General features: G+C 62.0%; 24 protein-coding genes. 11 read left to right on the forward strand and 13 right to left on the reverse strand.

Annotated elements, in window-relative coordinates:
• Positions 1-463 precede the first annotated feature (463 nt).
• Positions 464-1,423: a tRNA dihydrouridine(20/20a) synthase DusA gene (gene dusA / locus JQ553_RS17815; RefSeq protein WP_249144365.1), complete on the forward strand. Its 960-nt coding sequence runs from the start codon at positions 464-466 to the stop codon at positions 1,421-1,423.
• Here dusA and JQ553_RS17820 read toward each other — a convergent pair.
• The 4 genes from JQ553_RS17820 to JQ553_RS17835 all read right to left on the reverse strand — a co-directional run bounded on the left by JQ553_RS17820 (position 1,385) and on the right by JQ553_RS17835 (position 4,833).
• Positions 1,385-1,942: a TIGR02281 family clan AA aspartic protease gene (locus JQ553_RS17820; RefSeq protein ID WP_212501278.1), complete on the reverse strand. Its 558-nt coding sequence runs from the start codon at positions 1,940-1,942 to the stop codon at positions 1,385-1,387. The genes dusA and JQ553_RS17820 overlap by 39 nt on opposite strands.
• 28 nt (positions 1,943-1,970) lie before the next feature.
• Positions 1,971-2,174, reverse strand: coding sequence for a DUF1289 domain-containing protein (locus tag JQ553_RS17825; RefSeq protein WP_212501279.1), 204 nt, complete (start codon positions 2,172-2,174; stop codon positions 1,971-1,973).
• A 45-nt stretch (positions 2,175-2,219) separates the two neighbouring features.
• A complete protein-coding gene (locus tag JQ553_RS17830; RefSeq protein WP_212501280.1) occupies positions 2,220-3,824 on the reverse strand; it encodes a HAMP domain-containing sensor histidine kinase in 1,605 nt (534 codons plus the stop codon).
• A gap of 139 nt (positions 3,825-3,963) precedes the next feature.
• Entirely contained in the window at positions 3,964-4,833 is an 870-nt protein-coding gene (locus JQ553_RS17835; RefSeq protein WP_212501281.1) for an NAD(P)-dependent oxidoreductase, read from the reverse strand.
• A 201-nt stretch (positions 4,834-5,034) separates the two neighbouring features.
• Here JQ553_RS17835 and JQ553_RS17840 point away from each other — a divergent pair, with 201 nt between their 5' ends.
• The 4 genes from JQ553_RS17840 (at position 5,035) to JQ553_RS17855 (ending at position 9,244) form a co-directional block, all read left to right on the forward strand.
• On the forward strand, positions 5,035-5,472 hold the full coding sequence (locus tag JQ553_RS17840) for a VOC family protein (protein ID WP_212501282.1): 438 nt from the start codon (positions 5,035-5,037) through the stop codon (positions 5,470-5,472).
• A 90-nt stretch (positions 5,473-5,562) separates the two neighbouring features.
• Positions 5,563-6,693, forward strand: coding sequence for an Mrp/NBP35 family ATP-binding protein (locus JQ553_RS17845; RefSeq protein ID WP_212501283.1), 1,131 nt, complete (start codon positions 5,563-5,565; stop codon positions 6,691-6,693).
• A 179-nt stretch (positions 6,694-6,872) separates the two neighbouring features.
• Positions 6,873-7,961, forward strand: a complete 1,089-nt coding sequence (locus JQ553_RS17850; protein ID WP_212501284.1) for a TRAP transporter substrate-binding protein — start codon at positions 6,873-6,875, stop codon at positions 7,959-7,961.
• A gap of 194 nt (positions 7,962-8,155) precedes the next feature.
• Positions 8,156-9,244, forward strand: a complete 1,089-nt coding sequence (locus JQ553_RS17855; RefSeq protein WP_212501285.1) for a TRAP transporter substrate-binding protein — start codon at positions 8,156-8,158, stop codon at positions 9,242-9,244.
• A 220-nt stretch (positions 9,245-9,464) separates the two neighbouring features.
• Here the strand turns inward: JQ553_RS17855 and nhaD are convergent, their stop codons facing one another.
• From nhaD to JQ553_RS17895, 8 genes are all read right to left on the reverse strand, one after another.
• Positions 9,465-10,745: a sodium:proton antiporter NhaD gene (gene nhaD / locus JQ553_RS17860; protein WP_212501286.1), complete on the reverse strand. Its 1,281-nt coding sequence runs from the start codon at positions 10,743-10,745 to the stop codon at positions 9,465-9,467.
• 176 nt (positions 10,746-10,921) lie between these two features.
• Positions 10,922-12,577, reverse strand: coding sequence for a TRAP transporter large permease subunit (locus tag JQ553_RS17865; protein ID WP_212501287.1), 1,656 nt, complete (start codon positions 12,575-12,577; stop codon positions 10,922-10,924).
• A 30-nt stretch (positions 12,578-12,607) separates the two neighbouring features.
• Positions 12,608-13,189 carry a TRAP transporter small permease subunit gene (locus tag JQ553_RS17870; protein WP_212501288.1) on the reverse strand — a complete coding sequence of 194 codons (582 nt, stop codon included), beginning with the start codon at positions 13,187-13,189 and terminating at the stop codon, positions 12,608-12,610.
• A gap of 439 nt (positions 13,190-13,628) precedes the next feature.
• The gene (locus tag JQ553_RS17875) at positions 13,629-15,230 is read right to left on the reverse strand and encodes a TRAP transporter large permease subunit (protein WP_212501289.1); all 1,602 of its coding nucleotides are present in this window, start codon (positions 15,228-15,230) and stop codon (positions 13,629-13,631) included.
• Entirely contained in the window at positions 15,227-15,766 is a 540-nt protein-coding gene (locus JQ553_RS17880) for a TRAP transporter small permease subunit (RefSeq protein WP_212501290.1), read from the reverse strand. The genes JQ553_RS17875 and JQ553_RS17880 overlap by 4 nt, the downstream gene beginning before the upstream one ends.
• Positions 15,767-16,070: 304 nt before the next feature.
• Positions 16,071-17,105, reverse strand: a complete 1,035-nt coding sequence (gene moaA, locus JQ553_RS17885; RefSeq protein WP_212501291.1) for a GTP 3',8-cyclase MoaA — start codon at positions 17,103-17,105, stop codon at positions 16,071-16,073.
• A gap of 292 nt (positions 17,106-17,397) precedes the next feature.
• Entirely contained in the window at positions 17,398-17,862 is a 465-nt protein-coding gene (locus tag JQ553_RS17890) for a hypothetical protein (protein ID WP_212501292.1), read from the reverse strand.
• Between the two features lie 162 nt (positions 17,863-18,024).
• Positions 18,025-18,699, reverse strand: coding sequence for an HAD family hydrolase (locus JQ553_RS17895; protein ID WP_212501293.1), 675 nt, complete (start codon positions 18,697-18,699; stop codon positions 18,025-18,027).
• 261 nt (positions 18,700-18,960) lie between these two features.
• Here JQ553_RS17895 and rpiA point away from each other — a divergent pair, with 261 nt between their 5' ends.
• From rpiA to gor, 3 genes are read left to right on the forward strand one after another with little or no spacing between them, the layout of a single operon-like run.
• The gene (rpiA, locus tag JQ553_RS17900; protein WP_212501294.1) at positions 18,961-19,659 is read left to right on the forward strand and encodes a ribose-5-phosphate isomerase RpiA; all 699 of its coding nucleotides are present in this window, start codon (positions 18,961-18,963) and stop codon (positions 19,657-19,659) included.
• A gap of 23 nt (positions 19,660-19,682) precedes the next feature.
• Positions 19,683-20,216 (forward strand): DUF2059 domain-containing protein, encoded by a 534-nt coding sequence (locus tag JQ553_RS17905; protein WP_212501295.1) that lies wholly within the window; start codon positions 19,683-19,685, stop codon positions 20,214-20,216.
• Positions 20,217-20,247: 31 nt separating this feature from the next.
• Entirely contained in the window at positions 20,248-21,633 is a 1,386-nt protein-coding gene (gene gor / locus JQ553_RS17910; RefSeq protein WP_212501296.1) for a glutathione-disulfide reductase, read from the forward strand.
• A 147-nt stretch (positions 21,634-21,780) separates the two neighbouring features.
• Here gor and JQ553_RS17915 read toward each other — a convergent pair whose 3' ends face one another.
• On the reverse strand, positions 21,781-22,773 hold the full coding sequence (locus JQ553_RS17915; RefSeq protein WP_212501297.1) for an ABC transporter substrate-binding protein: 993 nt from the start codon (positions 22,771-22,773) through the stop codon (positions 21,781-21,783).
• Between the two features lie 536 nt (positions 22,774-23,309).
• Here JQ553_RS17915 and ppk2 point away from each other — a divergent pair.
• The 3 genes from ppk2 (at position 23,310) to JQ553_RS17930 (ending at position 26,498) form a co-directional block, all read left to right on the forward strand.
• Complete coding sequence (gene ppk2, locus JQ553_RS17920) at positions 23,310-24,137, forward strand: polyphosphate kinase 2 (protein WP_409363073.1); 828 nt, start codon at positions 23,310-23,312, stop codon at positions 24,135-24,137.
• Between the two features lie 30 nt (positions 24,138-24,167).
• Positions 24,168-24,485, forward strand: coding sequence for a hypothetical protein (locus tag JQ553_RS17925; protein ID WP_212501299.1), 318 nt, complete (start codon positions 24,168-24,170; stop codon positions 24,483-24,485).
• A 531-nt stretch (positions 24,486-25,016) separates the two neighbouring features.
• Positions 25,017-26,498 carry a phospholipase D family protein gene (locus tag JQ553_RS17930; RefSeq protein WP_212501300.1) on the forward strand — a complete coding sequence of 494 codons (1,482 nt, stop codon included), beginning with the start codon at positions 25,017-25,019 and terminating at the stop codon, positions 26,496-26,498.
• Positions 26,499-26,688 lie beyond the last annotated feature (190 nt).

Raw genomic sequence — 26,688 nt, forward strand, 5'->3', positions numbered from 1 at the left:
GTATGTATCGTACAATTTTAGAGGGTGTTCGGTTTTGCTGTTATTTTTCCGGTCGCACTGCCTGGATGAACTAATCGTGATCGCGTTGACGCCGCGCCAAAGAGAGTCAGAAATGGACTCGGTGAAAAATTGGCGCGCGGCCGACGATCGGACGTGGCGCGCCAGTCATCTGGAATGAAAATTCGTCACATGAAACAGCGCAGCAATCCTCTGGAGGAGAGCGCATTGTGGCGAATGCTTGCCATATAGGCACTGGTGCCGTTCTTCCGCTTGCGGCACTATCATTCCAATCGGTGTCACAAGGCTCCTGTCGGAGTCGCAAGTTGGCACGTATTGAAATGCGCGGCGATGTACGCAAAATCGCCACGATACCCAACATGTGCAGCAACGATCGCAACGATTTATGATAGAAAAATCAACGAAAGCAGCTAGTTGCAAGGACCGCCGATTTAATATTGCACCTATGATGGATTGGACCGATCGGCACTGCCGGGTCTTCCATCGTCTGATGACGCGGCGGGCGCGGCTTTATACGGAGATGCTGACGACCGGCGCGGTGATTCATGGCGATCGGGCGCGGCTGCTTGGATTTGACTCAAGCGAACATCCGGTCGCGCTGCAGCTCGGAGGCTCGGATCCGCGCGATCTCGCGACCGCCGCTACGATCGGCGCGGATTTCGGCTATGACGAGATCAATCTCAATGTCGGCTGCCCTTCCGACCGCGTAAAGGACGGCCGCTTCGGCGCCTGTCTGATGGCGGAGCCCGCGCTCGTGGCCGATGGCGTCGCCGCGATGAAGCGCGCGGTCAGGATTCCCGTCACGGTGAAGTGCCGGATCGGCATCGACGACCAGGATCCGGAGGTCGCACTGGATACGCTGGCGCGCAGCGTGATCGAGGCGGGCGCGGACGCGCTGATCGTGCATGCGCGCAAGGCGTGGCTGAACGGACTGTCACCGAAGGAGAACCGCGACATCCCGCCGCTCGACTACGATCGCGTCTACCGCCTGAAAGCGGCGCTGCCCGCCGTGCCGGTCATCATCAATGGCGGCATCGCAAGCCTCGCCGAGGCGAAGCAGCATCTCGCCCATGTCGATGGCGTGATGCTGGGGCGGGCCGCTTACCAGGAGCCGTGGCGGCTGCTTGCGGTCGATTGCGAACTGTTCGGCGAGGCGGCGCCGCACGCGACGATGAAGGACGTGTTCGCGGCGATGATGCCCTATATCGAGCGTGAGCTGGCACAGGGGGCGCGGCTGCACGCTATCGCGCGTCATTTCGTCGGCGCCTTCCACGGCGTTCCCGGAGCGCGCGCGTTCCGCAGACACCTCGCCGAAAATGGCGTTCGGCCGGGTGCGGGTGCGAATGTCCTGCGCGATGCAATCGCGCTAGTCGACGACCACGCGCTGGCGTCGATGGCTGCTTGAGGTGAGCTCGGGATAGCCGTGCAGCGACAGCTTGTCAGCGCGCACGCCCCAGCTTTCGAGGCGGTCGAGAAAGCTCATGCCGAGCAGGTTGGTCTTCATTTGCCCACGCTGCACGACGAGCGCCGGCACCGATTTTTCGACGAGCTTGCCGACCGCGAGGCGGTCGAGCGTCAGCCGCGCGGCCTTGGTGTGACCGCCCGCGGTTTCGAGATCGACATTGTAGTCGAGCATCTCGATCGGCAGGCCGATCGCCCTGGCTGTCTCCCAGGTCAGCACGACCGACGTTGCGCCGGTGTCGATCACCATCGGCGCGCTGACGCCGTTGATCTTGGCGCGGAACGCGAACTCGCCCCCTTGGCCGCGCGCAATCTGCACCATAGGGGCAGGGGGCGTGCTGTAGCGGCTGAGCATCTGCGCGACCTGGTCGCGGGCGTGCGCGATCTGTTCAGCGTCGCCATAGGCGACGACGGCGCCGGCGGTTGCCACCAGCATCACGAGCACGAGGAGGATCCGGGTCACCGCGCACCTCCCTGCATGACCGGCGATTTCAGGCGCGTTTCGGGCGCGGCTCCATGCGCTCGAGCCCGGCGTCGGCCATCCGCGCCGGCAATTGTGCCATCACGGCCAGCCGTTCCGCGCTGTCCATCCTGTGCCACTGCGCGATCTCGGGAAGCGTGCGTCCGCATCCGAAGCAGAGCTTCGTCCTGGGGTCCATTATGCAGACTGCGATACACGGCGTTTCCTGGCTCATCCTTCGAGTGTTGAACGGTTTCGGCCGCTTTCGCAAGCCGACCCCTTACAATCCTGTGCCCGCGCTCATGATCGATCGGTGACGCAGGCGTTTGCGGTTGTCGGCGTAGATCGCCTCCACGCTTTCCGGCTGCAGCGGCGGCGACTCCTCCGACATCGGCGCGAGCGCACTCATCACGCGTTCCGGCGGAAAGGTGACGATCACCTCGGTGCCGATGCGCAGCTTCGACTTCAGCGTGAAAGTGCCGCCATGCATGTCGATCAGGCTCTTGGCGATCGGTAGCCCAAGGCCTGCACCTTGTTCCGCCGACTTGATCGAGTTAGAGCCCTGGCCGAACGAGGCCAGCACGATCGGGATCTCGTCTTCGGCAATGCCGGAGCCGGTGTCCTTGACGCTCAGATATTGCCCGCCGGACGCGGTCCAGCCGACCTTGAGCCAGATCTCGCCGCCCTGCGGCGTGAATTTGATCGAGTTGGAGAGCAGGTTGAGCACGACCTGGCGCATCGCGCGCTCATCGCCCCAGATCCGCGGCATGCCCTGCTCGAATACTTCATGGATGGTGATGCCGCGGTTGGAGGCGCGCAGCTTCAGGAGATGGTGGCAGTCCGCGACGACATGCAGCAGCGAGACAGCTTCCTCGTTCAGCTCGTAGCGGCCGGCCTCGATGCGCGACAGGTCGAGGATCTCGTTGATCAGGTTGAGCAGGTGCACACCGGAATTATGGATATCGGAGGAATATTCCTTGTAGACCGGCACGGTATGCCCGCCGAAAATCTCGCTCTTCATCACTTCGGAGAAGCCGAGGATCGCGTTCAGCGGCGTGCGCAATTCGTGGCTCATCTGGGCGAGAAAGCGCGACTTGGCGACGTTGGCGGATTCTGCGCGATGCCGCGCCTCGTCGGAGATCGCCTTGGCCTGTTCCAATTCGCCGATCAACGCGTCCTTTTCGGCGCGAGCCTCGAGCGTTGCGAGCGTGGTCGAGTGCAGGCGGTGGGCGAGCAGGGCGAAATAGCCTTCGGCGGCGATCGCGAGCAGCGCCAGCACGTAATTGTCGAGCGCGCCGCTCAGTATCAGGTCGAGGGCGATCGCGACTGTCACCGGCACGGTTGCCGCAAGCGCCGCAATCGGCAGGCTCGCCGCCAGCATGCTGGAGACCGCGATCACCAGCAGCATCAGGAACATCATCAGCGTGTTGGAGGCGAGATCGCGGCCGGCGGGATGGAGCAGGATTGCGGTCCAGCACAGACCGTAGAGCAGGTCGAGCAGCACGAAGCGCGCCCGCCATTTGCGGGTCGCTGCGATCGAAGGCTGCTCGGAAAGGAAGCGAGAACAACTGCGGATGATGGCGGCATGAACGCAAAGCATGCCGCAGGTCCAGGCTGTCGCGATGATCGGGTGCATCCACAACCCGAACAGGAGGCCGGTTGCCACCACGAGAAGCATGACGACGTAGGACGCCGAGATCCGGGTCCGGGCATATTGGCGGAGCAGTTCGACGTCGAAGGCGGGACGGGTTCCACTGGTCGACGTTAACCGATCGCGCGCCTCGCGCACCCGCTGCGCGGCGGCACGTCGGCTGTTCACCGGCGCTGCCGTCTGAGGTCCTGCCGGAATCTGCACAACTTCCGGCTTTTCTGCGGGATTACTCATTAACAACACAAATCCTGCCCGCGAACCGCGCGAGCTTTTTGCATTGTCTATCTGTGGCGCTAAATCATTAAGCGATGCCTTAAAGAGCTAAAGATTCTCGTTAACGGGAGGTAAACGGAGGTAAAATCAGCCCGCCGGCTCAGCGCTGCAACCGGGCGAGCAGGCTCGAAGTATCCCAGCGCTTGCCGCCCATTTTTTCGACTTCGGCATAGAACTGGTCGACGAGCGCGGTGACCGGCAGCGTGGCGCCGTTACGGCGCGCCTCCGCGATGCAGATCGAGAGGTCCTTGCGCATCCATTCGACGGCAAAGCCGAAATCGTACTTGCCCTCGTTCATGGTCTTGTAACGGTTTTCCATCTGCCAGGATTGCGCCGCGCCCTTCGCGATGGTTTCGATGACCGCTGATACATCGAGGCCCGACTTCTTGGCGAAGTGGATGCCTTCCGAAAGACCCTGCACGAGGCCGGCGATGCAGATCTGGTTGACCATCTTGGTCAGTTGGCCGGCGCCTGCGGGACCGAGCCGCCTGCACATGCGGGCGTAGGACGCGATGATGGGCTCGGCACCGGCGTAGGCGTCTTCGGCGCCGCCGCACATCACCGTCAGCACGCCGTTCTCGGCCCCGGCCTGACCGCCCGATACGGGAGCATCGACGAATTTGAAGCCGGCCTTGGCGGCTGCCGCGTCGAGCTCGCGCGCGACCTCGGCGGAGGCCGTGGTGTGGTCGACGAAGGTCGCGCCTTTCTTCATGCCGGCGAAGGCGCCATCAGGACCGATCGTGACCGCGCGCAGGTCGTTGTCGTTGCCGACGCAGCACATCACGAAATCCTGACCTTCCGCCGCCGCCTTGGGCGTTGCCGCGGTCTTGCCGCCGAACTTGTCGGCCCATTGCTTCGCTTTCGCCGCGGTCCGGTTGTACACGGTGACCTCATGGCCGCCTTTCGTGATGAGATGTCCCGCCATCGGGAAACCCATCACTCCGAGACCGAGAAAAGCGACTTTGGCCATGTGTGCTACCTTGTTCTTGCTTTGGCGATTGCTTCGAGGCCCTGCCGACAAGCCCGGACAGGCGGGGCGCTCGTTCCGTCGAGGGAGCCGCACCATAGCCACTGCACCGTGGAGGGCAACGGGCTTCGTTTGCCGGAGCCCCCTGCTTTCGTGCTAGGATCGAGGCTCCAGAAGAGCCTGACAAAAACGGGAGTGCATGACATGGGCGTGAGCGTGGGCGTGCTCGATCATTTCAATATCCGGACCCGGAAACTCGACGACACGGTCCGCTTCTACGAGGACATCCTGGGCCTGGAGAAGGGCCCGCGGCCGAACTTCGCGTTCCCGGGCGCATGGATGTACAGCGAAGGCAAGGCGGTGGTGCATCTGGTCGATATTTCCAGCACCGAAGAGCCACAAAAGCCCGACTCCGGTGTTGTCCATCACGTCGCATTCGCGAGCCTGGGCTTTGCCGGCATGAAGCAGCGCCTGCAATCCAAGGGCATGCAATTCGACTCCCGCCAGGTTCCGGGCGGCGATCTCTGGCAGATCTTCGTCAACGACCCCAACGGGGTCATGATCGAGCTGAACTACGAGGCGGCCAAGGAAGAGGGTGGTGCGGCCCCGGCCGAACGGCGGGACGACGTCGGAGCGAGGTAGCCTTTTGCGCCGCAACGCTCTATGGGTCGCATCCCGGGCATGATCCGAAAACGAGTGAAGAGATCATGCCATTGAGTCAGGAGATGCGTGGTGAGCGTGACGCAGCAACAGGTCCTCGATAGCCTTGCCAAGGTGATGTCGCCCCGCGGCGTCGCCTTGACCAACGCCAATGTGCTGTCGGCGATCACGGTCACGGACGGCAAGGTATTCTTCTCGATCAACGTCGATGCTGCCGAGGCTCGCGCCTGGGAAAGCGTGCGCGCCCAGGCCGAGAATGCAGTGCGCGCCATTCCCGGCGTGAGCGTCGCGATGATCGCGCTGACCGCCGAGCGCAAGGCGGGCGCTGCCGCTCCGCCACCGCGGTCCGCGGGCGGGGTTGCGCCTGCATCGACGCATCGGCACCCGCCGCAAGGCGGGGCCGGCTCGCCGATGGCGCGGCAGGCCGAGATCCCCGGCATCTCCGCCGTCATCGCGGTCGCCTCGGGCAAGGGCGGCGTCGGCAAGTCGACGACCGCGCTCAATCTCGCGCTCGGCCTGCGCGACCTTGGTCTGAGGGTCGGGCTGCTCGATGCCGACATCTACGGACCGTCGGTGCCGCGGCTGACCGGCATTCGCGAGAAGCCGCAGCTCAACGACGACAAGAAGATGATTCCGCTCAACCGCTTCGGACTCGCCATCATGTCGATCGGCTTCCTGGTCGAGGAAGACACCGCGATGATCTGGCGCGGGCCGATGGTGATGTCGGCGATCACCCAGATGCTGCGCGACGTCGCTTGGGGCACCCTCGACGTGCTGGTCGTCGACATGCCGCCGGGCACCGGCGACGCCCAGCTTACGCTCGCGCAGAACGTCCCGCTGAAGGGTGCGGTCATCATCTCGACGCCGCAGGACCTCTCGCTGATCGACGCGCGGCGGGGCCTTGCGATGTTCAAGAAGGTCAACGTGCCCGTGCTCGGCATCGTCGAGAACATGAGCTATTTCCAGTGTCCGCATTGCGGGACGCGGTCGGATATCTTCGGCCATGGCGGCGCCCGCCATGAGGCGGAGCGGCTGGGTGTGCCATTCCTCGGCGAAATCCCCTTGCACATTGCGATCCGCACAAGCTCCGATTCCGGTAATCCGGTGGTGGAGAGTGAGCCGGACGGCCCGCACGCGGCGATTTACCGCGAGATCGGCGCCAAGGTCCGCCAGCAGCTGCAAGGCGTTATCGCTGCGGCCTGACGCGGTTTCTTCGCGTCCTCAGACTTTCGTTTAATGGGCGAAGTCATGCCATTGTCGCGTTTCCGGGCGGCAACTTCCGTGTTAAAGCGCCCGCGGGAGCGCCGCCGACAGCTGTGGAATCGCGCAATCGGCGGAAATGCTTGCGGTCAATGAGAAACGCCCTCAAGGAGAAGGCCTAAATGAAGCGTCGTGATTTTCTGAAAGTTTCTGCGGTCGGTGCTGCCGCGACAGCAGTTGCCGCACCGGCGATCGCGCAATCATCGCCCGAAATCAAGTGGCGCTTGACCTCGAGCTTCCCGAAGTCGCTTGACACCATCTATGGCGGCGCGGAGCAGGTGTCGAAATACGTCGCCGAAATGACCGACAACAAGTTCCAGATCCAGGTGTTTGCGGCCGGCGAACTCGCGCCCGGACTGCAAGCGCTGGATGCGACGTCGAACGGCACCGTCGAGATGTGCCACACGGTTTCCTACTACTACGTCGGCAAGGACCCCACCTTCGCGATTTATGCCTCGGTGCCGTTCGGCCTCAACGCTCGCATGCAGAACTCCTGGTGGTACCAGGGTGGCGGAGAGGCACTCGGTAACGAGTTTTTCCAGAAGTTCGGTGTGATCGGTTTCCCTACCGGCAACACCGGCACTCAGATGGGCGGCTGGTTCCGCAAGGAGATCAAGACCGTCGCCGACTTGTCGGGCCTGAAAATGCGCATCGGCGGCATTGCCGGCCAGGTGCTGCAAAAGGTCGGCGTGGTGCCGCAGCAGCTCGCGGGCGGCGACATCTATCCGGCGCTGGAGAAGGGGACGATCGACGCCGCCGAATGGGTCGGACCCTATGACGACGAGAAGCTCGGCTTCGCCAAAGTGGCGAAGTACTACTACTACCCGGGTTTCTGGGAGGGTGGTCCGACGGTTCATGCCTTCGCAAATCTCGAGAAGTGGAACGCGCTGCCAAAGAGCTATCAGGCGATCCTCACCAACGCCTGCGCGAACGCCAACAGCTGGATGAACGCGCGTTACGACATGCAGAACCCGGCGGCGCTGAAGCGGCTGGTTGCCGGTGGCACGCAGTTGCGTCCCTTTACCAACGAAGTGCTCGAGGCCTGTCTCAAGGCGACCAACGAGCTGTGGGGCGAGATTTCGGCCAAGAACGCCGACTTCAAGAAGTCGGTCGACGCCATGCAAGCTTATCGCTCCGACCAGTATCTGTGGTGGCAGGTCGCGGAATACACCTTCGACAGCTTCATGATCCGCTCGCGCACGCGCGGCTGATCGACCACTCATTCTTAAGTCTTAGGAAAAAAGCCCGACCTCCGCGAGGAGGCCGGGCTTTTTGCGTCTGGCGTTCGGGAACCGGTTGTTCCATGCTCGGCACAAGCCTCGGCACGAAGGCGCGCATGAGCGGCTTGACTGTTTCAGCCAGTTGGCACGCTCCGGTAAAACAATCATCAGGGAAGGAAGCTTGAATGAAGCGGAGAGACTTTATCAAGGTTACGGGATTGGGCGTCGCGGGCGCGGCCACGATCGCAGCACCGGCGATCGCGCAATCGATGCCCGAGATCAAATGGCGAATGCCCACGAGCTGGCCGAAGTCGCTCGACACGCTGTATGGCGGTGCCGAGATGATGGCCAAGATGGTCGGCGAGGCCACCGACAACAAGTTCCAGATTCAGACGTTCGCCGGTGGTGAGATCGTGCCCGGACTGCAGGTGCTTGACGCCGTGCAGAACGGTACCGCCGAGATCGGCCACACGGCCTCATACTATTATTTTGGCAAGGACCCGACATTCACCTTCGGCTCATCGGTGCCGTTCGGGCCGAATATGCGGGTCAATCAGGCGTGGTATATGCTTGGCGGTGGCAGGGATTTGCTCAACGAATTCTACAAAAGGTACAATTGCATCTCACTGCTGGCGGGCAACACCGGCTGCCAGATGGGCGGCTGGTTTCGCAAGGAAGTCAATGCACCGGAAGACCTCAAGGGTTTGAAATTCCGCATCGGCGGTTTTGCAGGTCGTGTGCTCCAAAAGCTCGGAGTGGTGCCGCAACAGATTGCCGGCGGCGACATTTATCCGGCGTTGGAAAAAGGCACGATCGACGGAGCCGAATGGGTCGGCCCGTACGATGACGAGAGGCTCGGATTCTACAAGGTCGCCCCGCATTATTACTATCCCGGATGGTGGGAGGGCGGCCCGATGCTGCTGGCCTTCGTCAATCTCGACAAGTGGAATGCGCTGCCGAAGTATTATCAGAGCGTACTGGAGCAGGCGGGTCACTTTGCCAACAACTGGATGATGGCCAGGTATGACCAGGCTAACCCTCAGGCGCTGAAGAAACTGATCGCGAACGGCGCGAAGCTGCATGCCTTCTCGCCCGCGATCATGGAAGCCTGCTTCAAGGCCGCCAAAGAGCTGCACAGCGAGGTCGCATCCAACAATGCCGATTTCAAGAAGGTGTATGATTCGCTGTCGGCCTTCTCGAGCAGCGGCTACCAATGGTTCCAGGTCGCGGAGGTCGGCTACGATTTCTTCATGGCTCGCCACTCGCAGGCCTGATTGGGACGTGATCGGACGAAGCCGAAACCCCGGAGCGATGCTCCGGGGTTTTTGCCTCGGGGATGCCTCCATCCTCAGACGAGGGCGATCACCTGCTGTGGGACGAGATTCCGCCAACTGCATCGGTTCTCACGACGACGCGCGCAGTTGTCTATTTCAAGGAATCAGTCAGCGACCGCGGGACGCTGCGGTGAGGCGGCTTGGTGACGTTTCCGTCTGACTAGTGGAGCAGCCGGTACTGAATGATGTAGGCGGCGGCGCCACCGAAATAGCCGAGAAGCGCGAGTCCGCTGATTCGCCTGACATACCAGAAAAAGTGGATTTTCTCCATTCCCATGGCAGCGACCCCCGCCGCCGATCCGATGATCAGGATCGATCCGCCGGTGCCGGCACAATAGGCCACGAACTCCCATAGGAAGCTGTCCGCGGGAAATTGCGCTAGACTATACATGCCCATTGTGGCTGCCACGAGCGGCACGTTGTCGATGATCGCGCTGAGCAAGCCGAGCGCGATGACGATCACGTCCTGACGTCCGACACTCGCATCCAGACTCCTTGCCAGCAACTCAAGCACGCCCGTATGTTCGAGAGCGGCGACGGCAAGCAATATCCCGACGAAAAACACGATCGAGCTCATGTCAATTCGGGTCAGCGCGTGGACGAGCGTGAGACGCTTCTTCTCGTCATCCTCCTTGTCACGATGCAGCAGCTCACCGACCATCCAGAGGATGCCCAGTCCGAAGAGAATGCCCATGAATGGCGGGAGATGGGTGGCAGTCTTGAACGCGGGAACCGCAATCAGAGTTCCGAGCCCGAGAAAGAACATCAGGTTGCGTTCGAAGACACTGGTCCCGACGACCTCGCGCTGCGGCTCGTTGCGGCTCGGAATTTCCTTTCCTCTCAGAAGGTAGCCGACGACGGCGAGTGGGACGACCAGGTTGATGAGGGAGGCGATGAAAACGCCCTTGATGATCGCAAGGGGTGTGATCTGCCCTCCGATCCATAGCATTGTCGTGGTCACGTCGCCGATCGCCGACCAGGCACCGCCGGCATTGGCCGCTATTACGATCATTGAGGCGAAGAACAGGCGATCGCTGGCATTGCCGAGCAGCTTCCTCATGAGGGAAATCATCACGATCGTGGTCGTCAGATTGTCCAGGATCGCACTCAGAAAGAATGTCACAAGGCCGACCACCCACATCAGAGTCGCCTGCTTCTTGGTGCGGATGAGCGAGGTTATGACTTCAAAGCCGTTATGCGCATCAATGACCTCGACAATCGTCATTGCTCCGATCAGGAAAAATACGATCTGTGCGGTCGATGAAACGGATTCGTTGAGTTGCTTGTCGATCAGCGCCGGGTCACCGCTGAGCACGGCATAAACGGTCCACAGGAGCCCTGCACTCAGCAAGGCGGTGGCCGATTTGTTGATCCCGATGGGGTGCTCGAGCGCAATGGCAGCGTATGAAACGATGAAAACGGCAATGATCGCAGCTAACAAGGCTTGCCTCTCTAGACGTACGAAACGGCCACCGGGATTTGATCAGACCAGCGTTTGGCTTCCGGGCGCACCGCTAGCCGCACGAAAGATTCCGGCCATCAGACCGAACGCGGCGGGTTGTCGCCCCGCGTCGACTTGCTGCAACGGGGCGGCGTCGACGCGGAGTAAGCATCCGATCAGTTCTTGGGCTGCCCGAAATCCAGCGGTGGCAACTCGATCTGCGGCACCTCGATCTTGACGGAGTTTGGATCGATCGTCGATGCCGAACCCTTGTAGTGCATCACCATCGATGGGAACAGGATGACAAGTCCGACCATGATGACCTGGATCACGACAAACGGGACTGCGCCCCAATAAATTTGCCCGGTTGTGACCGGCTCCATGCGCTTGCCTGTGATGCGATCGAGATAGGAATCCCTGGGCGCCACCGAGCGCAAATAGAACAGCGCGAAACCAAATGGCGGATGCATGAAGGAGGTTTGCATGTTGACGCCGAGGATCACGCCAAACCAGATCAGGTCAATACCCAACTTTTCCGCCGCCGGCCCGAGCAGGGGGATCACGATGAATGCCAGCTCGAAGAAGTCGAGGAAGAATGCGAGGATGAAGACAAAGACGTTGACGAAGATCAGGAAGCCGACCTGTCCGCCGGGCAGCGAGGTCAAGAGATGCTCGACCCAGACATGACCGTTGACGCCGTAGAAAGTCAGCGAGAAGACGCGCGCGCCGACCAGGATGAACACCACGAAAGCCGAAAGCTTGGCGGTCGATTCGACGGCCTGCCGGATCAGGTCCCAGGTCAATCGCCGCTTGGCGCCGCCGAGAATGAGTGCGCCGGCAGCACCCATGGCACCGCCTTCGGTAGGCGTCGCGACGCCGATGAAGATCGTGCCGAGCACCAGGAAAATCAAGAACAGCGGCGGCACCATCACGAAGGTGGTTTGCTGCGCCATCGCGGACAGGAAGCGGAAGCCGGTGAGCTTGTCGACGACCCAGTTCACGACCGCGATGAAGAATGCGAACAATATACCGAAGAACATGGTGAGCACGACGTAGTCGGCGCCCGTCGTGGTCGAGTTGCGCATCATGAACCAGCCGAAGACGCAGCTAGCGAGGAACAATGCGCCGAGCGACCAAAGTCCGCGGCCGCCGTTCTTTTCGCGGAATCCGATGGCCTCGGCAGGCAGACCGGGAGCCGCCTTCGGAAATATCACCGTAACGAGGAAGGCGTAGCCGGCATAGAGACCGGCCAGCACGAGCCCCGGGATGAACGCTCCCTCGTACATGTCGCCGACCGACTTGCCGAGCTGGTCGGCCATCACGATCAGCACCAGCGACGGCGGGATGATCTGGGCCAGCGTGCCGGACGCGGCGATAATGCCGGTCGCCATGCGGCGGTCGTAGCCGTACCGTAGCATGATCGGAAGCGAGATCAGACCCATTGAGATCACCGAGGCCGCAACCACGCCGGTGGTCGCTGCCAGCAATGCGCCGACGAAGACGACAGCGTAGGCGAGACCGCCGCGAATGGTACCGAACAATTGTCCGATGGTGTCGAGCAGGTCCTCCGCCATGCCGGATCGTTCCAGCACCAGACCCATGAAGGTGAAGAATGGAATCGCGAGCAGCGTGTCGTTGTTCATCACGCCGTAGACGCGCTCGGGGAGTGCCTGCAGGAAGTCTGGCCGGAATTCGCCGAGCTGAATGCCGACCACCGCATAGATCAGGCCGACCGCGCCGAGCGAAAAGGCCGCGGGGTAGCCAAGCAGCAGCATGACCACCAGCGACGCGAACATAATTGGCGCCATGTTCTCGATTAGAAAGGCAGTCATCCAGTCTCCCCCTGCGATCGCGACCGACGATCAGCGTTTTTCGATCGCCTCGACGAGGTGTTCGACTTCGGCTTCGAGAGCAGTCACCTGCGATGCGTGCGGATCAGGAATTAGTCCGCGCATCACTGCGATGCGCTTAATCAGTTCAGAAATGCCCTGAACGAACAGGAAGGCGAACCCGATGATGATCAGTGACTTGGCCGGCCACTGTGGCAGTCCGCCCGCGTTGCCGGATTGTTCGTTGATCAGGTAGGAGCGCCAGAAGAACGGGCCGCCGGTGATGATCATCACGACACACAGGGGCAGCAGGAAAAATGCATGCCCGATCACGTCGATCAGGTCCCGTATGCGCTTGGGCAGAAGGTTGTTCACAATGTCGATGCGGATGTGTTCGTTGTCGAGCAAGGTCCACGGTGAGCACAGCAGGAACACGATGCTGAACAGCACCCATTGAAGCTCGAGCCAGGAATTCGAGGACATGTCGAGCGTTTTGCGGACGATCGCATTGATCGCCGAGATCACCACCGCGACGAGGATCAGCCATGCCAGACGCTTGCCGGTCCACCGCGTGAACGCGTCGATTCCGCGGCTCATTTTCAGGAGCGAGTGCAAGAATTGATTCCTCCAGTTGCGCCCCTGCCGTATTGGCTGCGCCCGTGGGCGCATAGGCATATTGAGCCGGGTCAGCTTGAGGCAGCGGCACCAAACCAGCGGGGACGCCCGCCGTCAATCGGAAGTTTGTTGATATTGAACGGGAATTAGCCGGCGGGATAGATCGTCGATCCTTGATCAAGGGCCGCTGGCCGGGGCTCGAGACTGCGTCGCCGATAATTCGAGGGCGTCTGCTGTGACAGCATGCCACGGGCGGCTGTGGCAGCGGCTTTCAGCCAACTTGGTATCCGTGGCGCCGGCGACGCCACAGCAGTCAACCCTAGGCGACGTCGAGGGCTTCGTCTGTTGATTATCATGCATTTGGTGCGAGCTGTCCGTGCTGGACATCCCGCCAAATGCGGCGCGTTCGCGCGGACCATGCCCAACAGGGGCTTAGGCCCTACTGCTTTGGCTGGCCGAAATCGAGCGGCGGCAGGTCGATCTGTGGCACCTCGATCTTGACCTTGTCGAGGTCGACATTGACCGGCTTGTCGAGCAGGCCGGTGACCGTGATCGGGAACGCGATCACCAGGACGACCATGATCGCCTGCAGGCCGATCCAGGGCATCGCGCCCCAATAGATGTCGGAGCTCTTCACTTCCTTCGGCGCCACGCCGCGCAAATAGAACAGTGCGAAACCGAACGGCGGATGCAGGAAGGAGGTTTGCATGTTCACGCAGAGCATCACGCCGAACCAGATCAGGGCCGCGTCGGGGCCGACTACCGGCGCGAGGATCTTCTGCGCGATCGGCGCGATCATCGGCAGGATGATGAAGGCGATCTCGAAAAAGTCGAGGAAGAACGCCAGGAAGAAGATGAAGAGGTTGATGAAGATCAGGAAGCCCCAGACACCGCCGGGCAGGGACGTCAGCAGATGCTCGAGCCACACGCCGCCGGAGACGCCGAGGAACACCACGGAGAAGCAGGTCGAACCGATCAGAATGAAGGTGACCATGCAGGTGATGCGCATCGTGGTCTCGTAACCCTGCTTGATCAGGTCGCGCAGGTCCGGAATCCGCACCGCCTCGAGGCCGATCCACACCACCGCTAGATAGGTGATCGCGAAAGCGATCTTGAAGAACAGGTTCTCGCTGTAGAGGATCGCGATAATGGTGCCGATGCCGGCGGCGACGACACCGACGATCAGGATCTTGTGGCCGGTCGAACTGAAGTCCTTGTGGTGGACGGCCGCGAGCACGATCGCGCCGACCGCGCCCATGGCGCCGGCCTCGGTCGGGGTCGCAAGGCCCATCATCATGGTGCCGAGCACGACGAAGATCAGTACCGCGGAGGGAATGATGCCGAGCAGACACTTCTTCCACAGCGCCCAGCCGGTCAGCGTGCGCGCCTCCTTCGGCACTGCCGGCACGTGGCCCGGCTTGATGATGCCGAGCAGGAAGGTGTAGCCGGCAAACAGCAGGATCTGGAAGACCGACGGCCCCCAGGCGCCGAGATACATGTCGCCGACCGACTTGCCGAGCTGGTCGGCGAGCACGATCAGCACCAGCGATGGCGGCACCAATTGCGTAATGGTGCCGGAAGCGGCCAGCACGCCCGTGATGTAGCGGATGTTGTAGCCATAGCGGATCATCACCGGCATCGATATCAGCGCCATGGCGATGACTTGCGCCGCGACCGTGCCGGTGATCGCGCCGAGGATGAAGCCGACGATGATCACGGAGTAGCCGAGGCCGCCGCGGATCGGGCCGAACAACTGGCCCATCGAATCCAGCATGTCCTCGGCAAGTCCGCATCGCTCCAATATCGCGCCCATGAAGGTGAAGAAGGGGATCGCGAGCAACAGCTCGTTGGAGAGCACGCTGCCGAAGATGCGGCCCGGGATTGCCTGCAGGAAGTTCAGGTCGAAGAAGCCGAGGTGGATCGCGAGGAAGCCGAACGACAGGCCGACCGCGGCGAGCGTGAACGCCACCGGATAGCCGATCAGCATGGCCAGAACCAGGCCGCCGAACATCAGGGGCGGCATCATCTCCAGCGTGATCATTGGGTCGGTCTCTCGTACTTCGCGTCGATCGTCACATAGCCCTGCAGCGCGGCGATCCGCTTGATCACCTCTGAGACGCCTTGCAACGCCAGCATCACGAAGCCGGACGGGATAACGAATTTGATCGGCCAGCGCACCAGGCCGCCGGCATTGCCGCTCATCTCGCCGACCGCATAGGCCTGGTGGAAGAACGGCCAGGACAGGTAGGCGAGCAACAGACAGGCCGGGATCAGGAAGAACAGTGTGCCGATCAGGTCGAGCCAGAGTTGGCCGCGTTCGGACAACATCAGATAGAGGATTTCGACGCGGACATGCTCGTTGCGCTTGAAGGTGTAGGAGGCGCCGAACATCACGAGGATGGCGAACATGTACCACTGCGCCTCGAGCCAGCCGTTCGAGGAGTAGCTGAACGCGTAGCGGATCATCGCGTTGCCGGCGCTGACCAGGCAGGCAATCAGCACGAGCAGGTTGCAGACGTAGCCGATCTTCTCGTTGAGTTGGTCGATGGCGTGACTTAGAGCCAACAGTGGACGCATCATGGTCTCCGTGGCCGCGCCGCTGGCGCGCCTGATGCTGTGACGAGCATCATCCGGTCCGCGCGCGACAGCGCGCGCAGCCGCGGCTCACATGCAGGAGCAGTTGCAATGATCGACCTCTCCCGGCGATTCGGCTCGCGCCGCCTCTACTGCGTCCGATACGGGCGCAAAGCCCCGGTCCGGCAGCGTGAAAGCGGCCGCACCATTTCAGTGCCCCGAGGCTCCGTCAATTGGAAAACGGTAAATCGATGCCCGGTAAGACTACGTGGTAAATTGGCGGGCGCTAACGGAGTGCCGCGGGCCGCTAGCCTCCGGTCACGCTCATGTGGCGGCTGACGCTCGGGCGATTGTGCCGACGATCGATGATGAAATCATGCCCCTTGGGCTTGAGCCCGATCGCGCGATCAATCGCGGACGAGAGCAGGTCGTTGTCGGGCGATGCCCTCAAGGGCTTGCGCAGGTCGGACGCATCCTCGTGGCCGAGGCAGGTGTGCAGCGTGCCGGTGCAGGTGATCCGCACCCGGTTGCAGGACTCGCAGAAATTGTGGGTCATCGGCGTAATGAAGCCGAGCTTGCCTCCGGTCTCGCTGACGCCGACGTAGCGCGCCGGGCCACCGGTGTTATCGTCGAGGTCGGTCAGGGTGTAACGCTTCTCGAGCCGGGCGCGCAGAAGGGACAGCGGGACGTACTGATCGATCCGGCCTTCGCCGATATCGCCCATCGGCATCACTTCGATCAGCGTCAGGCCCATCCCCTTGCCATGTGCCCATTCCATCAGCGCGGGGATTTCTTCCTCGTTGACGTTCTTCAGTGCGACCGCGTTGATCTTCACGGCAAGCCCGGCCGATCGCGCGGCCTCGATGCCCGAAAGCACCTTGTCGATGTCGCCCCAGCGGGTGATGGCACGGAACTTCGCCTCGTCCAGCGTGTCGAGCGAGACATTGACGCGGCGCACGCCGCAATCGGCGAGTTCATGGGCAAAGCGCGCGAGCTGCGAACCGTTGGTGGTCAGCGTCAGCTCGTCGAGCGCGCCGCTTGCGAGATGGCGCGACAGCGAGCGCACCAGCGACATCACATTGCGGCGCACCAGCGGCTCGCCGCCGGTGAGGCGGATCTTGCGCACGCCCTTGGCGACGAAGGCAGAGCACAGCCGGTCAAGCTCTTCCAGCGTCAGCAGCTCTGCCTTCGGCAGGAAGGTCATGTCCTCCGACATGCAGTAGAAGCAACGCAGATCGCAACGGTCGGTGACGGACACACGCAGATAACGGATCGTCCGGCCGAACGGATCGGTCATCGGACGGAGCATCGATTCAGACAGCGCCTGTGTGGATCCGTTCATTCAACCCCGGCCTTGTAGCCCGTTCCCTGTTGACGAAGCCGCAACCGGCTCTCGTCGAGCCAATTTATGCATATTGCGGCTCTCTCACAATGCGTCCCTTGGGATGATCCGCAACATGCAAAAAGCATCGTGCGTGATACGGCAGGCCGATCGCTCGATGCGGGACCATGATGAGCCAGGCATAACGTCGGAAATCGAGGGCCGGCGCCGGAGCGGGCCCTTGTGCAGTGCAATCGGACGGCGGCCATCCCAGCGAAGCAGCTAAGGGTTCGCGTCAGGAACAACGCGCGAGCTATTGCGTCGGCGCGGCCGCGTTCTGATCCGGAAAGGCCGCGCCTTCGGCGGGGGCTTCGGCGGCCGGCTTCGGCTTCCTTTTCGCATGCGGCTTGCGCGGCGGCGGACCGGCAGGCTTCAGCTCCGCGACCACCGGGTTCGGATCGATCGCGCTCGTCGCCGCCGTCGTGAAGTCGCCCGGCGTGCGCGTTACCGTGACGGGAACCGTCGCCTGCTGGAACTTCGGCATGTTGAAGGTCACAGAGAAACTGCTCTCCGGCGCGGGCACTGACACCGAGCACGGCGTCTTGCAGCCCGGTCCGAGCGAAGTCACCGCATCGGCGCCGGGCGGAGTCGACTCCAGTTGTACCTGCACCGGCTGCGGCGCCGGCTTGAGCGAATCCAACGAAAAGGAAGACAAGGAAGAGGAAGAGCAGCCGCCCAGACTCAGTCCGGCGACTGCAACAGCGATGACACGACGCATTGATGATCCACACTCTAACTGCGGCAAGCTGCCGCAATCCCCGGGGCCGACCATAGGAGCCCGGGACGGGAGGCGCAACAGCGCGGGACCGGTTCCCCGACAATAGTTGACCGAAACGCGAAGCAAAATCCGCTTGCGACTTCAAATATTTGTGATCTTTTCTTAAGCCAGAACCAAACTCGCTACCGCGTCCGGCAGATCGCGCATATGGCTGATCAGCCGATCCGGTTTGAGGTGCGCCATGGGAACGTCGGTATAACCGAAATCGACCCCGATCACGGGAACCTTGGCCCGCCGCGCCACCCCGACATCGGTACCGGCGTCGCCGACCATGATCGCATCAGCAAGCCGGCCGCCGGCCCTTGCCACGGTCTCACGCAGGAAGGCAGGATCGGGCTTCGAGACGCCGAAGGTGTCGGCACCGCAGATCGCGGCAAAGCGCGGGCTCAGGCCCAGCCGCTCGAGCAGGAGCTTCGACAGCCATTCCAGCTTGTTGGTGCAGACGGCCAGACGGTGGCCCTGCGCCTGCAGCCGGTCGAGTGCGGTTTCGAGCCCGTCGAACGGGCGCGAGCCGTCGGCGATATGGTCGGCGTAGTAGTCGACGAAATCTCGTGTCAGGCGGTCGAGTTCGGCGACGCTGACCGCGCGCCCCTCGACCTCGAGGCCGCGTTCGATCAGCTTGCGTGCGCCAGCGCCGATCATGCTGCGCGCCGACGCCAGCGGCACTGGCGACAGGCCTTCGCGGTCGAGCACGTAATTCAGCGCGTCGATCAGATCGGGCGCGGTGTCGACCAGCGTGCCGTCGAGATCAAAAACGACGATGCGGGGAGACTTCATGATCTCTCGCTATCGGTGATGCCGCCCCCTGGCAAGGGTTTCCCTGCAATTCAGCGGAGGCGCCTGTCAGACTTCACGGCGCGAGGCTCCGGAAGCCTGCGCGTCTCAAACCACCCGGTCCGCGGAAGGCTCCAATCATTATCCGCGAAAGCTGGGATTCATGCCTGTTCCTCCCAACAAAACGACGCTAGATATGCGGCCGCCGGGCAGGGGCCGATCGCTTGCCCGGGACTGGGCGCAAATTGAGGGACTGCTTCGGCCGTGGACATGGACGCACTGAAACGCCAGGCGGCGGCGCGCGCGCTCGAAGAGGTGCGTGACGGCATGAAACTCGGGCTCGGCACCGGATCGACCGCCAAGCATTTCGTCGAACTGCTCGGCGACAAGGTCAAATCCGGCATGAAGGTCATAGGCGTGCCGACCTCGGAATCGACCCGCGCGGATGCGATCCGCTGCGGCGTTCCGCTGACCACGCTGGACGAGATCGACCACCTCGACCTGACCGTTGACGGCGCCGACGAGATCGACCCCGCGCTCGACCTGATCAAGGGCGGCGGTGGGGCGCTGTTGCGGGAGAAAATTGTCGCGGCGGCCAGTGATCGCATGATCGTGATCGCCGACGACAGTAAGTGGGTCGATGTGCTCGGCCGCTTTCCGCTGCCGGTGGAGGTGGTCCCCTTCGGGCTTGCCGCGACGCAAGCCGCGATGGCGCGGGCCTTTTCGCAATCGGGCATGTCCGGGCAAATGGTGATACGGAAGGGCAAGGATGGTCACGTTTTCGTCACTGATGGCGGCCACTGGATCGTCGATGCCCATCTTGGTCGGATCAGCGATCCGCCGCGTCTGGCCGGGCAGCTCAGCGCTATTCCGGGCGTCGTCGAACACGGCCTGTTCATAGGGCTTGGCAGCAGCGCCATTCTGGCCGGCGCGCAGGGAATTCGGGTTGTTGAACGGCGGTAGCGCCGCAATCGAGGAGACTTGTAATGAAGCGTTTTTCGGCAATTTTGTCGGCTGTCACTGTTGCGGCCGGGTTGTCGCTGGCCGCGCCGGCCATGGCGCAGCAGCAGCCGGCTGCACCGGCTGCGCCCGCAGTCAAGGTGTCTCCGGCGGCGCTTGCGTCAGCCAAGGAGATCCTGGCGATGAAGAACGTGGCGGCGATGTACGCCAGCGCCGTTCCCAACATCGTCGAGCGGACCAAGGTCGGGCTGACGCAACAGTTTCTCAACTATCAGAAGGATCTGAGCGAGGTCGCGGTGGTCGTCGCCAAGAATCTCGCCGGCCGCGAGAAGGAGATCGGCGAGGGTATGGCGCAGGTCTACGCCAGCGAGTTCACCGAGCAGGAGCTGAAGGAACTCGTGACCTTCTACAAGTCGCCGCTCGGCCAGAAGCTTCTGGCGGCGGAGCCCAAGGCGATCTCCCAGTCGCTGAACTTCATGCAGCAATGGGCGCAGCAATTCGGCGAGATCGTCAACGCCCAGTTCAAGGCCGAGATGAAGAAGCGCGGTAAGGACATCTGATCGCGCGACCTGACTTTCCAGCGAGGTAGCCATGGCTGAATTCGATGTTGACCTGTTTGTCATCGGTGGCGGCTCGGGCGGAGTTCGTGCTGCCCGCATTGCCGCCGGCTACGGCGCCAGGGTGATGATCGCGGAAGAGTATCGGATGGGCGGCACCTGCGTGATCCGCGGCTGCGTGCCGAAGAAGCTTTTCGTCATGGGTTCGCATGTCCGCCAGGAGATCGAGGATGCGGCCGGTTTCGGCTGGACCATCCCGGAGGTCTCGTTCGACTGGCCGACGCTCGTTGCCAACAAGGACAAGGAGATCGCCCGCCTCGAGGGTGCCTACACCACCAACGTCGAGAAGGCCGGCGCCAAGCTCGTGAAGACGCGCGCAGTGCTGGAGGATGCCCACACCGTGCGGCTCGGCACCGGCGAGACGGTGACGGCGAAATACATCCTGATCGCGACCGGCGGCGCACCCAATCACGGGGCCGAGATTCCCGGCATCGAGCACGTGATTTCCTCGAATGAGGCGTTTCACCTGCCGGAGCTGCCGCGACGGGTCGTGATCCAGGGCGGTGGCTACATCGCGTTGGAATTCGCCGGCATCTTCGCCGGCTACGGCTCCGACGTCACCGTGGTCTATCGCGGCGACAACATCCTGCGCGGGTTCGACGAGGACGTGCGAAAGCATACGCGCGCCGAACTGGAAAAGCGCGGCATCACGATCCTGACCGGCTGCACGATCACGAAAGTCGACAGGCACGGCAAGGATTTCACGACGCATCTGACGAGCGGTTCGAGCATCGCCTCCGACAGGGTGATGTTCGCGATCGGCCGCCACCCCAACGTCGCCAATCTCGGGCTCGAGAAGGCCGGAGTTGCGATCAATCCGAAGAACGGGGGCATTGAGGTCGACGGCTGGTCGAAGACCTCGGTCGACAACATCTACGCGATCGGCGATGTCACCCATCGCGTCAATCTGACGCCGGTCGCGATCCGCGAGGGCCATGCCTTCGCCGACACCGTGTTCGGCAAGCGTCCCGTGCAGGTCGATTACGCGATGATCCCGACCGCCGTGTTCGCGCAGCCGGAGATCGGCACGGTGGGTCTCACCGAGCACGAGGCGCGCGCGCAGTTTCCGAATGTCGACATCTACAAGACCGATTTCCGCCCGATCAAGGCGACGATGTCCGGCCGCGACACTCGCGTGCTGATGAAGCTCGTCGTCGACGGCGCAACCGACCGCGTGCTCGGTTGTCACGTCGTCGGCGACTGCGCCGCCGAACTCGTCCAGGCGGTCGCGATCGCCGTGAGGATGAAGGCGACGAAGGCGGACTTCGACGCGACGGTGGCGCTGCATCCGACCGCCGCGGAAGAGCTCGTGACGATGCGCACTCCGACGGCAAGGCACGTGCGGCAGGCTGCGGAGTAGGGACGGGCTCGAAGGTTCCCCCGTCGCCGGGACGACGAAAGTTCGCACGGCTGATTAGCGAAGCGTAATCCGCCGTCGACGACTTGATGAAGGAGAGGCGACGCGAAGGGCCAACAAGAGACTCACGCAACCCAGCAAACGGCATCTCTACTCAATCACCTCATCGGCAAGTAGTAAGAACGACTCGCTGAGCGAAAGGCCAAGGGCCTTCGCCGTCTTAAGGTTGACGACGAGTTCAAACTTGACTGGTGACTGCGCTGGCAAATTGCCCGGCGGTTCGCCTTTGAGAACGCGATCAACATATGAGGCCGAACGCCGGAAGATATCGGCAGTGTCAGGCCCATAGGACATCAGACTGCCCTCAACAACGAATTGCCTATACGGAGAGATGACCGGCACCCGGTACTGATCTGCCGCTTTCAAGATCACTCCACGCACTGCTAGGATGAATACATCCGATGCGGCGATCAAAGCGCTGCCCGGCTCCCGACCTAATTTAGCGATCGCCAATTCGACATCGGCAGGCGTCCGCACATGCACTGCTTCGACCTCGACCGAGGCTTGCTGCGGCAATGCTTTGAATGATCGAAGATAGACGTCAAAGTAGGGCACGGAATCCGGGTTAAACATCAATGCGACCCGCGACAGATTTGGCCCAACGTCGCCGAGCAGGTTGATCCACTTCCCGACCATGTTGGACTCGATGAACAAGAACCCGGTGATATTGCCCCCCGGGTGTGCAAGATTCGAAATGAATCCTTGATTGATTGGATCATTCACCATCGCGAATACGATTGGAATGGTGCTCGTCGCTGGTTGCAGCGCAAGCATGACCGCAGTGGAATTTGCCACAATGACGTCTGGCGCCAGCCCGACCAGTTCCGCCACATTCCTATTAATCGACTCCGGATTGGTCCCGGCAAACCGAAACTCGATCTGAACGTTGCGCCCTTCGATCCATCCCAAATCGCGCATACCCAACCGGAATGCCTTGACGCGGTTTATCGCTTCGGGATCGTCTTCGGCGAGGCCAAGCAGCATGCCGACCCTCCGCACCCGGCCGGTGCGCTGCGCCCGCGCCGCGAGCGGCCACGTTGCCGCAGCACCACCGACAAGCGTGATGAACTCGCGCCGTTGCATGTTTGCTCCCATGCTCAGGAGACGGCATCTTACCCGCCCAAACAGCTCCCTTAATAGGGGCTAAAACGACACCAAAACGAGTGCCTCGGCGGCACAGCCAAATGTCGCTGTTGGGTCGAAATCGCTAAGGCTCACCGAGCACAAGATTTCTGCTTCACTCCGAATACCTGACATTTGAGCGGACACCGAGGGCGCCGCTTCGGGCCACTTCCGGATTCATGCGCCGCAGCAAGCAGCCGTATTCGACTACTTCATTGGCGTGCGCGAGAAGGGTCGGAGGAATCAAGACGCCAAGGGTTTTGGCGGTCTTGAGGTTAACGTCAGCTCGAATTTCGTGGGCTGCATGACCGGCAGATCGGGAGGCTTTTCGCCTTTCAGAACGCGTCCCGGGTACGCACCGGCTTTCCGATGGGAATCTGTAAGGATAAGGCGGCTGGTTGCGGTGCAGCGTTGATATGGATCAATACACCCCCGGCGGATTTGGCTCGGAGTGAGAGCGCGCGTAGCAGTATTTCTTGGCCGGGGAGGATTGGCTGGTGTCGAAAGACAAGAAGCAGGAGGTAGTTGAGGCGCCGGACGCGTCCGACAAGATCAGCCGCAAGCAATTCGAGAAAGAGCTCAGAAACCTTCAGGTCGAGCTAACCCGGCTGCAGACTTGGGTCAAAGACAAGGGGGCGCGCGTCATTGTGGTTTTCGAGGGCCGGGACACGGCGGGTAAGGGAGGAGTGATCAGCCGAATCACGGCACGCACGAGCCCGCGCATCTTCCGGCACATAGCCTTACCTGCCCCCTCCGACCGCCAGAAGACCCAAGTCTACATCCAACGCTACATCGCGCAATTCCCCGCCGCGGGCGAGATCATCCTCTTCGACCGCTCGTGGTACAATCGGGCCGGGGTCGAGCGAGTAATGGGTTTCTGCACCGACGAGGAGTACGAAAAATTCCTGAAAATGGTTCCCCTGGTCGAGCAGGAGATGATCGTCAACAACGGCATCATCCTGCTCAAGTACTTCCTTGACGTTAGCCAGGAGGAGCAACAACGCCGGTTCGAGGCCAGGATCAACGACCCTATGAAGCATTGGAAGCTGAGTCCGATGGACACTGAATCGGTGCGGCGCTGGTGGGACTACACGGCGGCCTACCAGCGCATGATCGAGGCCACCCACACACCGTGGGCGCCCTGGCACATCGTTCCGGCCGACAACAAGCGCCGGGCCCGGCTAAACCTGATCCGGCATCTGCTCGACAGCATCCCCTATAAGAAGGTCCACGAAGCCCTGCCGAAGATCCCCAAGGTGCAGCCGCGGCCCAAGAATGTTACCGAGGGTCTACGCGCAGGCCAGCCGATTCCGAGCCACTACTGATGTTGGCGTGTGTTGGACCCGCCTTGCCTAGTGGCAGAAATCAAAAGCACCGCCGTCGACGTCGTGGCGCTGAAGGTCGATGACATTGCGCCAAGCGGCTATGCAACCGATCGCGCGAAGACGGGCCGGCCAGTCAAGTTCGAGCTGACCGAAGCAACCCGTCAAGCCGTCGACGACTATCTGAAGGAGACCGGCAAGAAGCCGGGCGAATATCTGTTCACCGGCCGACGGGGACCCAACTGCAGCCTGACCACTCGGCAGTACGCACGGCTGTTGTCTGATTGGCTCGCCAGTGTAGGGCTGGATCCGCATATCTGGGAATCGAGCTCGACGACGCGCTCGCAATAGCAGAACAAGTTGACGTTCAATGGATGCTTCCGCATGTCAGGGAAACGGCAAGTTCAACCGACCTCAACGGCGGTGTCGATCGCGTCGGGGTTCGTCGCTAGAGCTAATCCTGCGACGGATGGGCATAGCGCTGCTTCAACCTGCCGGCTCTGTATCGACCTCTCGAAAGCCCGCTCATTGATGGCGTGGGTGGGAGGCGGGTGGTCAGCCCGACCGTGGGCGGGCAGTCTTCCGCTCATGGTCACTGAGCTCATACCGCACGATTCGATGCTCCGCTTTGCACCTTAGGTCACGTCCAGCACGACGGGATCGAGGCCGAACCAGCATTTCCGAAGTTTACCCACTCACCCGACGTGTCGCGGAGTTGGGGGGACTGACGCGATTGACGCATCCGAGAGCGCTGCGGAAATCTGGAGCCTGTGTCCCCCATTTCGCGGAACGACCTTTTGTGCTTTGATGACTGAGTTGGAGGTTGCGAGCTTGCGATTGACGAATTGCCGTTGTCGCTTGCCTGCGGCAGTGGGGGGTTCCATGCGCAGTGGAACGGCCAACTATCCGCACACAGTGTCGGCGGCGTTCGAGGACCACGCATCGACCAGGCTGGGCCAATTCTTCGAGCCCGCGGCCGACGAGCATCCGGGCCTCTCCGGCTTCAGCCTCTTGAGCCACGGGCGCGAGGCCTTCATCGTCCGTTTGGCGCTGGCCGACTTGGCCGAGCGAAGTCTCGACATGCAGTACTATTCCTGGGACGGCGATACGACCGGCCGGATCATCCTCGACAGCGTGATAAAGGCGGCCGATCGCGGGGTCAGGACACGGCTCCTCGTCGACGATCCCTTCTACAAGGCGAGTGATGCGGTTAAAGCCGCGCTCGATGCTCACCCCAATGTCGAGATACGTCTCTTCAACCCCCTCACCAACCGGGGATGGTCCATTCTTGACTTCATTTTCGACTTCGGCCGAGTCAACCGGCGCATGCACAACAAGTTGATGGTTGCTGACAATGCGGCGGCGATCGTCGGCGGCCGCAATATCGGTGACATCTATTATGGCGTGAACACGATCGCCAACTACCGCGATCTCGACGTGTTGGCGGTTGGGCCTGTCGTCCGCGATCTGTCGGAGGTGTTCGACCGATTCTGGAACAGCCCCTCTACCGTGCCCATCGCGGCGATCGTCAATCGCGCCTATGGCGCTGCCGATCTCGAAGCCATCCTGACTCGTTTGCGCGAGGCGATCGCCACGGCCGACTACCCTTATCCGATCGACCAGGACCTGGAGGAACTGGCGGCCCAGGGCGCCGACCTCCGCGACAATCTCGTGTGGGCACACGGACGCGTTATCGCCGACGACCCGGAAACCGTCGCCCGAGGCAAGGAGAGCGACGATGTGGTCGGGTTCATCCGCAGGCGTGTCGCGCAGCTGAAACAGGAGTTGCTCGTCGAGTCGCCCTATTTCGTCCTGCCCGCCGGGGCGCAGGCAACCGTCAAGGCGCTGCACGAGCGCAATGTGAAGGTGCGCGCACTGACCAACTCGCTCGCTTCGAACGACATGCTGCCGGCGCATTCAGGCTATGCCAAGACCCGCATGCGGCTGCTCGAGAACGGCATGGAGCTATACGAGCTGCGCCCCGATACCGACGCCTTTCGGCCGGGCTGGTCGCTGCTTTCCGGACGGTCGCCAGCGGCATTGCATACCAAGGCAATGGCCTTCGACCGCGAAGCCGTGTTCATCGGCAGCTTCAACCTCGACCCGCGCTCTGCGGTAATCAACACCGAAGCTGGCCTCTATGTCGAGAGCCCGGAGCTTGCCGAAAGGCTGACGGCCTACATGGCGACTGGTGTCGTGCCCGCCAACAGCTATCGCGTTCTCCTCGACCCGAATGGCAAGATCGCATGGGAAACGGTGAAGGACGGCCAAAACGTACGCTACTGGGACGAGCCCCAAACCGGCTTCCACCGGCGCCTGGTCGCCAACTTGTGGAAGCTCCTACCGATCAACTCGCAACTCTGACATCGATCGCTTGGCGACTAGGCACACCGCCCCCTCGGCGATCCCGGCTGCTCAACTCCCACCGAGACCGAGAGCACGGGGTGGCGCCGACATGCGGCGACATCGCGCCGGTGCATGACGCGCGCGGTCTCGCAAATATTGAACAATTGATTGGGACGCTTTTTCCGGCGACTCTATTCGCCCGACTCGT

The organism is Bradyrhizobium lablabi (assembly GCF_018131005.1).
GTDB lineage: Bacteria > Pseudomonadota > Alphaproteobacteria > Rhizobiales > Xanthobacteraceae > Bradyrhizobium > Bradyrhizobium lablabi_D.

Bases quoted from the DNA above. Each gene is read 5' to 3' on its own strand.
- dusA (WP_249144365.1), top strand. From the start codon at position 464: ATGATGGATTGGACCGATCGGCACTGCCGGGTCTTCCATCGTCTGATG.
- JQ553_RS17825 (WP_212501279.1), bottom strand. From the start codon at position 2,174: ATGAGCCAGGAAACGCCGTGTATCGCAGTCTGCATAATGGACCCCAGG.
- JQ553_RS17830 (WP_212501280.1), bottom strand. From the start codon at position 3,824: ATGAGTAATCCCGCAGAAAAGCCGGAAGTTGTGCAGATTCCGGCAGGA.
- JQ553_RS17835 (WP_212501281.1), bottom strand. From the start codon at position 4,833: ATGGCCAAAGTCGCTTTTCTCGGTCTCGGAGTGATGGGTTTCCCGATG.
- JQ553_RS17840 (WP_212501282.1), top strand. From the start codon at position 5,035: ATGGGCGTGAGCGTGGGCGTGCTCGATCATTTCAATATCCGGACCCGG.
- JQ553_RS17850 (WP_212501284.1), top strand. From the start codon at position 6,873: ATGAAGCGTCGTGATTTTCTGAAAGTTTCTGCGGTCGGTGCTGCCGCG.
- JQ553_RS17855 (WP_212501285.1), top strand. From the start codon at position 8,156: ATGAAGCGGAGAGACTTTATCAAGGTTACGGGATTGGGCGTCGCGGGC.
- JQ553_RS17865 (WP_212501287.1), bottom strand. From the start codon at position 12,577: ATGACTGCCTTTCTAATCGAGAACATGGCGCCAATTATGTTCGCGTCG.
- JQ553_RS17875 (WP_212501289.1), bottom strand. From the start codon at position 15,230: ATGATCACGCTGGAGATGATGCCGCCCCTGATGTTCGGCGGCCTGGTT.
- JQ553_RS17880 (WP_212501290.1), bottom strand. From the start codon at position 15,766: ATGCGTCCACTGTTGGCTCTAAGTCACGCCATCGACCAACTCAACGAG.
- moaA (WP_212501291.1), bottom strand. From the start codon at position 17,105: ATGAACGGATCCACACAGGCGCTGTCTGAATCGATGCTCCGTCCGATG.
- JQ553_RS17890 (WP_212501292.1), bottom strand. From the start codon at position 17,862: ATGCGTCGTGTCATCGCTGTTGCAGTCGCCGGACTGAGTCTGGGCGGC.
- JQ553_RS17895 (WP_212501293.1), bottom strand. From the start codon at position 18,699: ATGAAGTCTCCCCGCATCGTCGTTTTTGATCTCGACGGCACGCTGGTC.
- JQ553_RS17905 (WP_212501295.1), top strand. From the start codon at position 19,683: ATGAAGCGTTTTTCGGCAATTTTGTCGGCTGTCACTGTTGCGGCCGGG.
- gor (WP_212501296.1), top strand. From the start codon at position 20,248: ATGGCTGAATTCGATGTTGACCTGTTTGTCATCGGTGGCGGCTCGGGC.
- JQ553_RS17915 (WP_212501297.1), bottom strand. From the start codon at position 22,773: ATGCAACGGCGCGAGTTCATCACGCTTGTCGGTGGTGCTGCGGCAACG.
- JQ553_RS17930 (WP_212501300.1), top strand. From the start codon at position 25,017: ATGCGCAGTGGAACGGCCAACTATCCGCACACAGTGTCGGCGGCGTTC.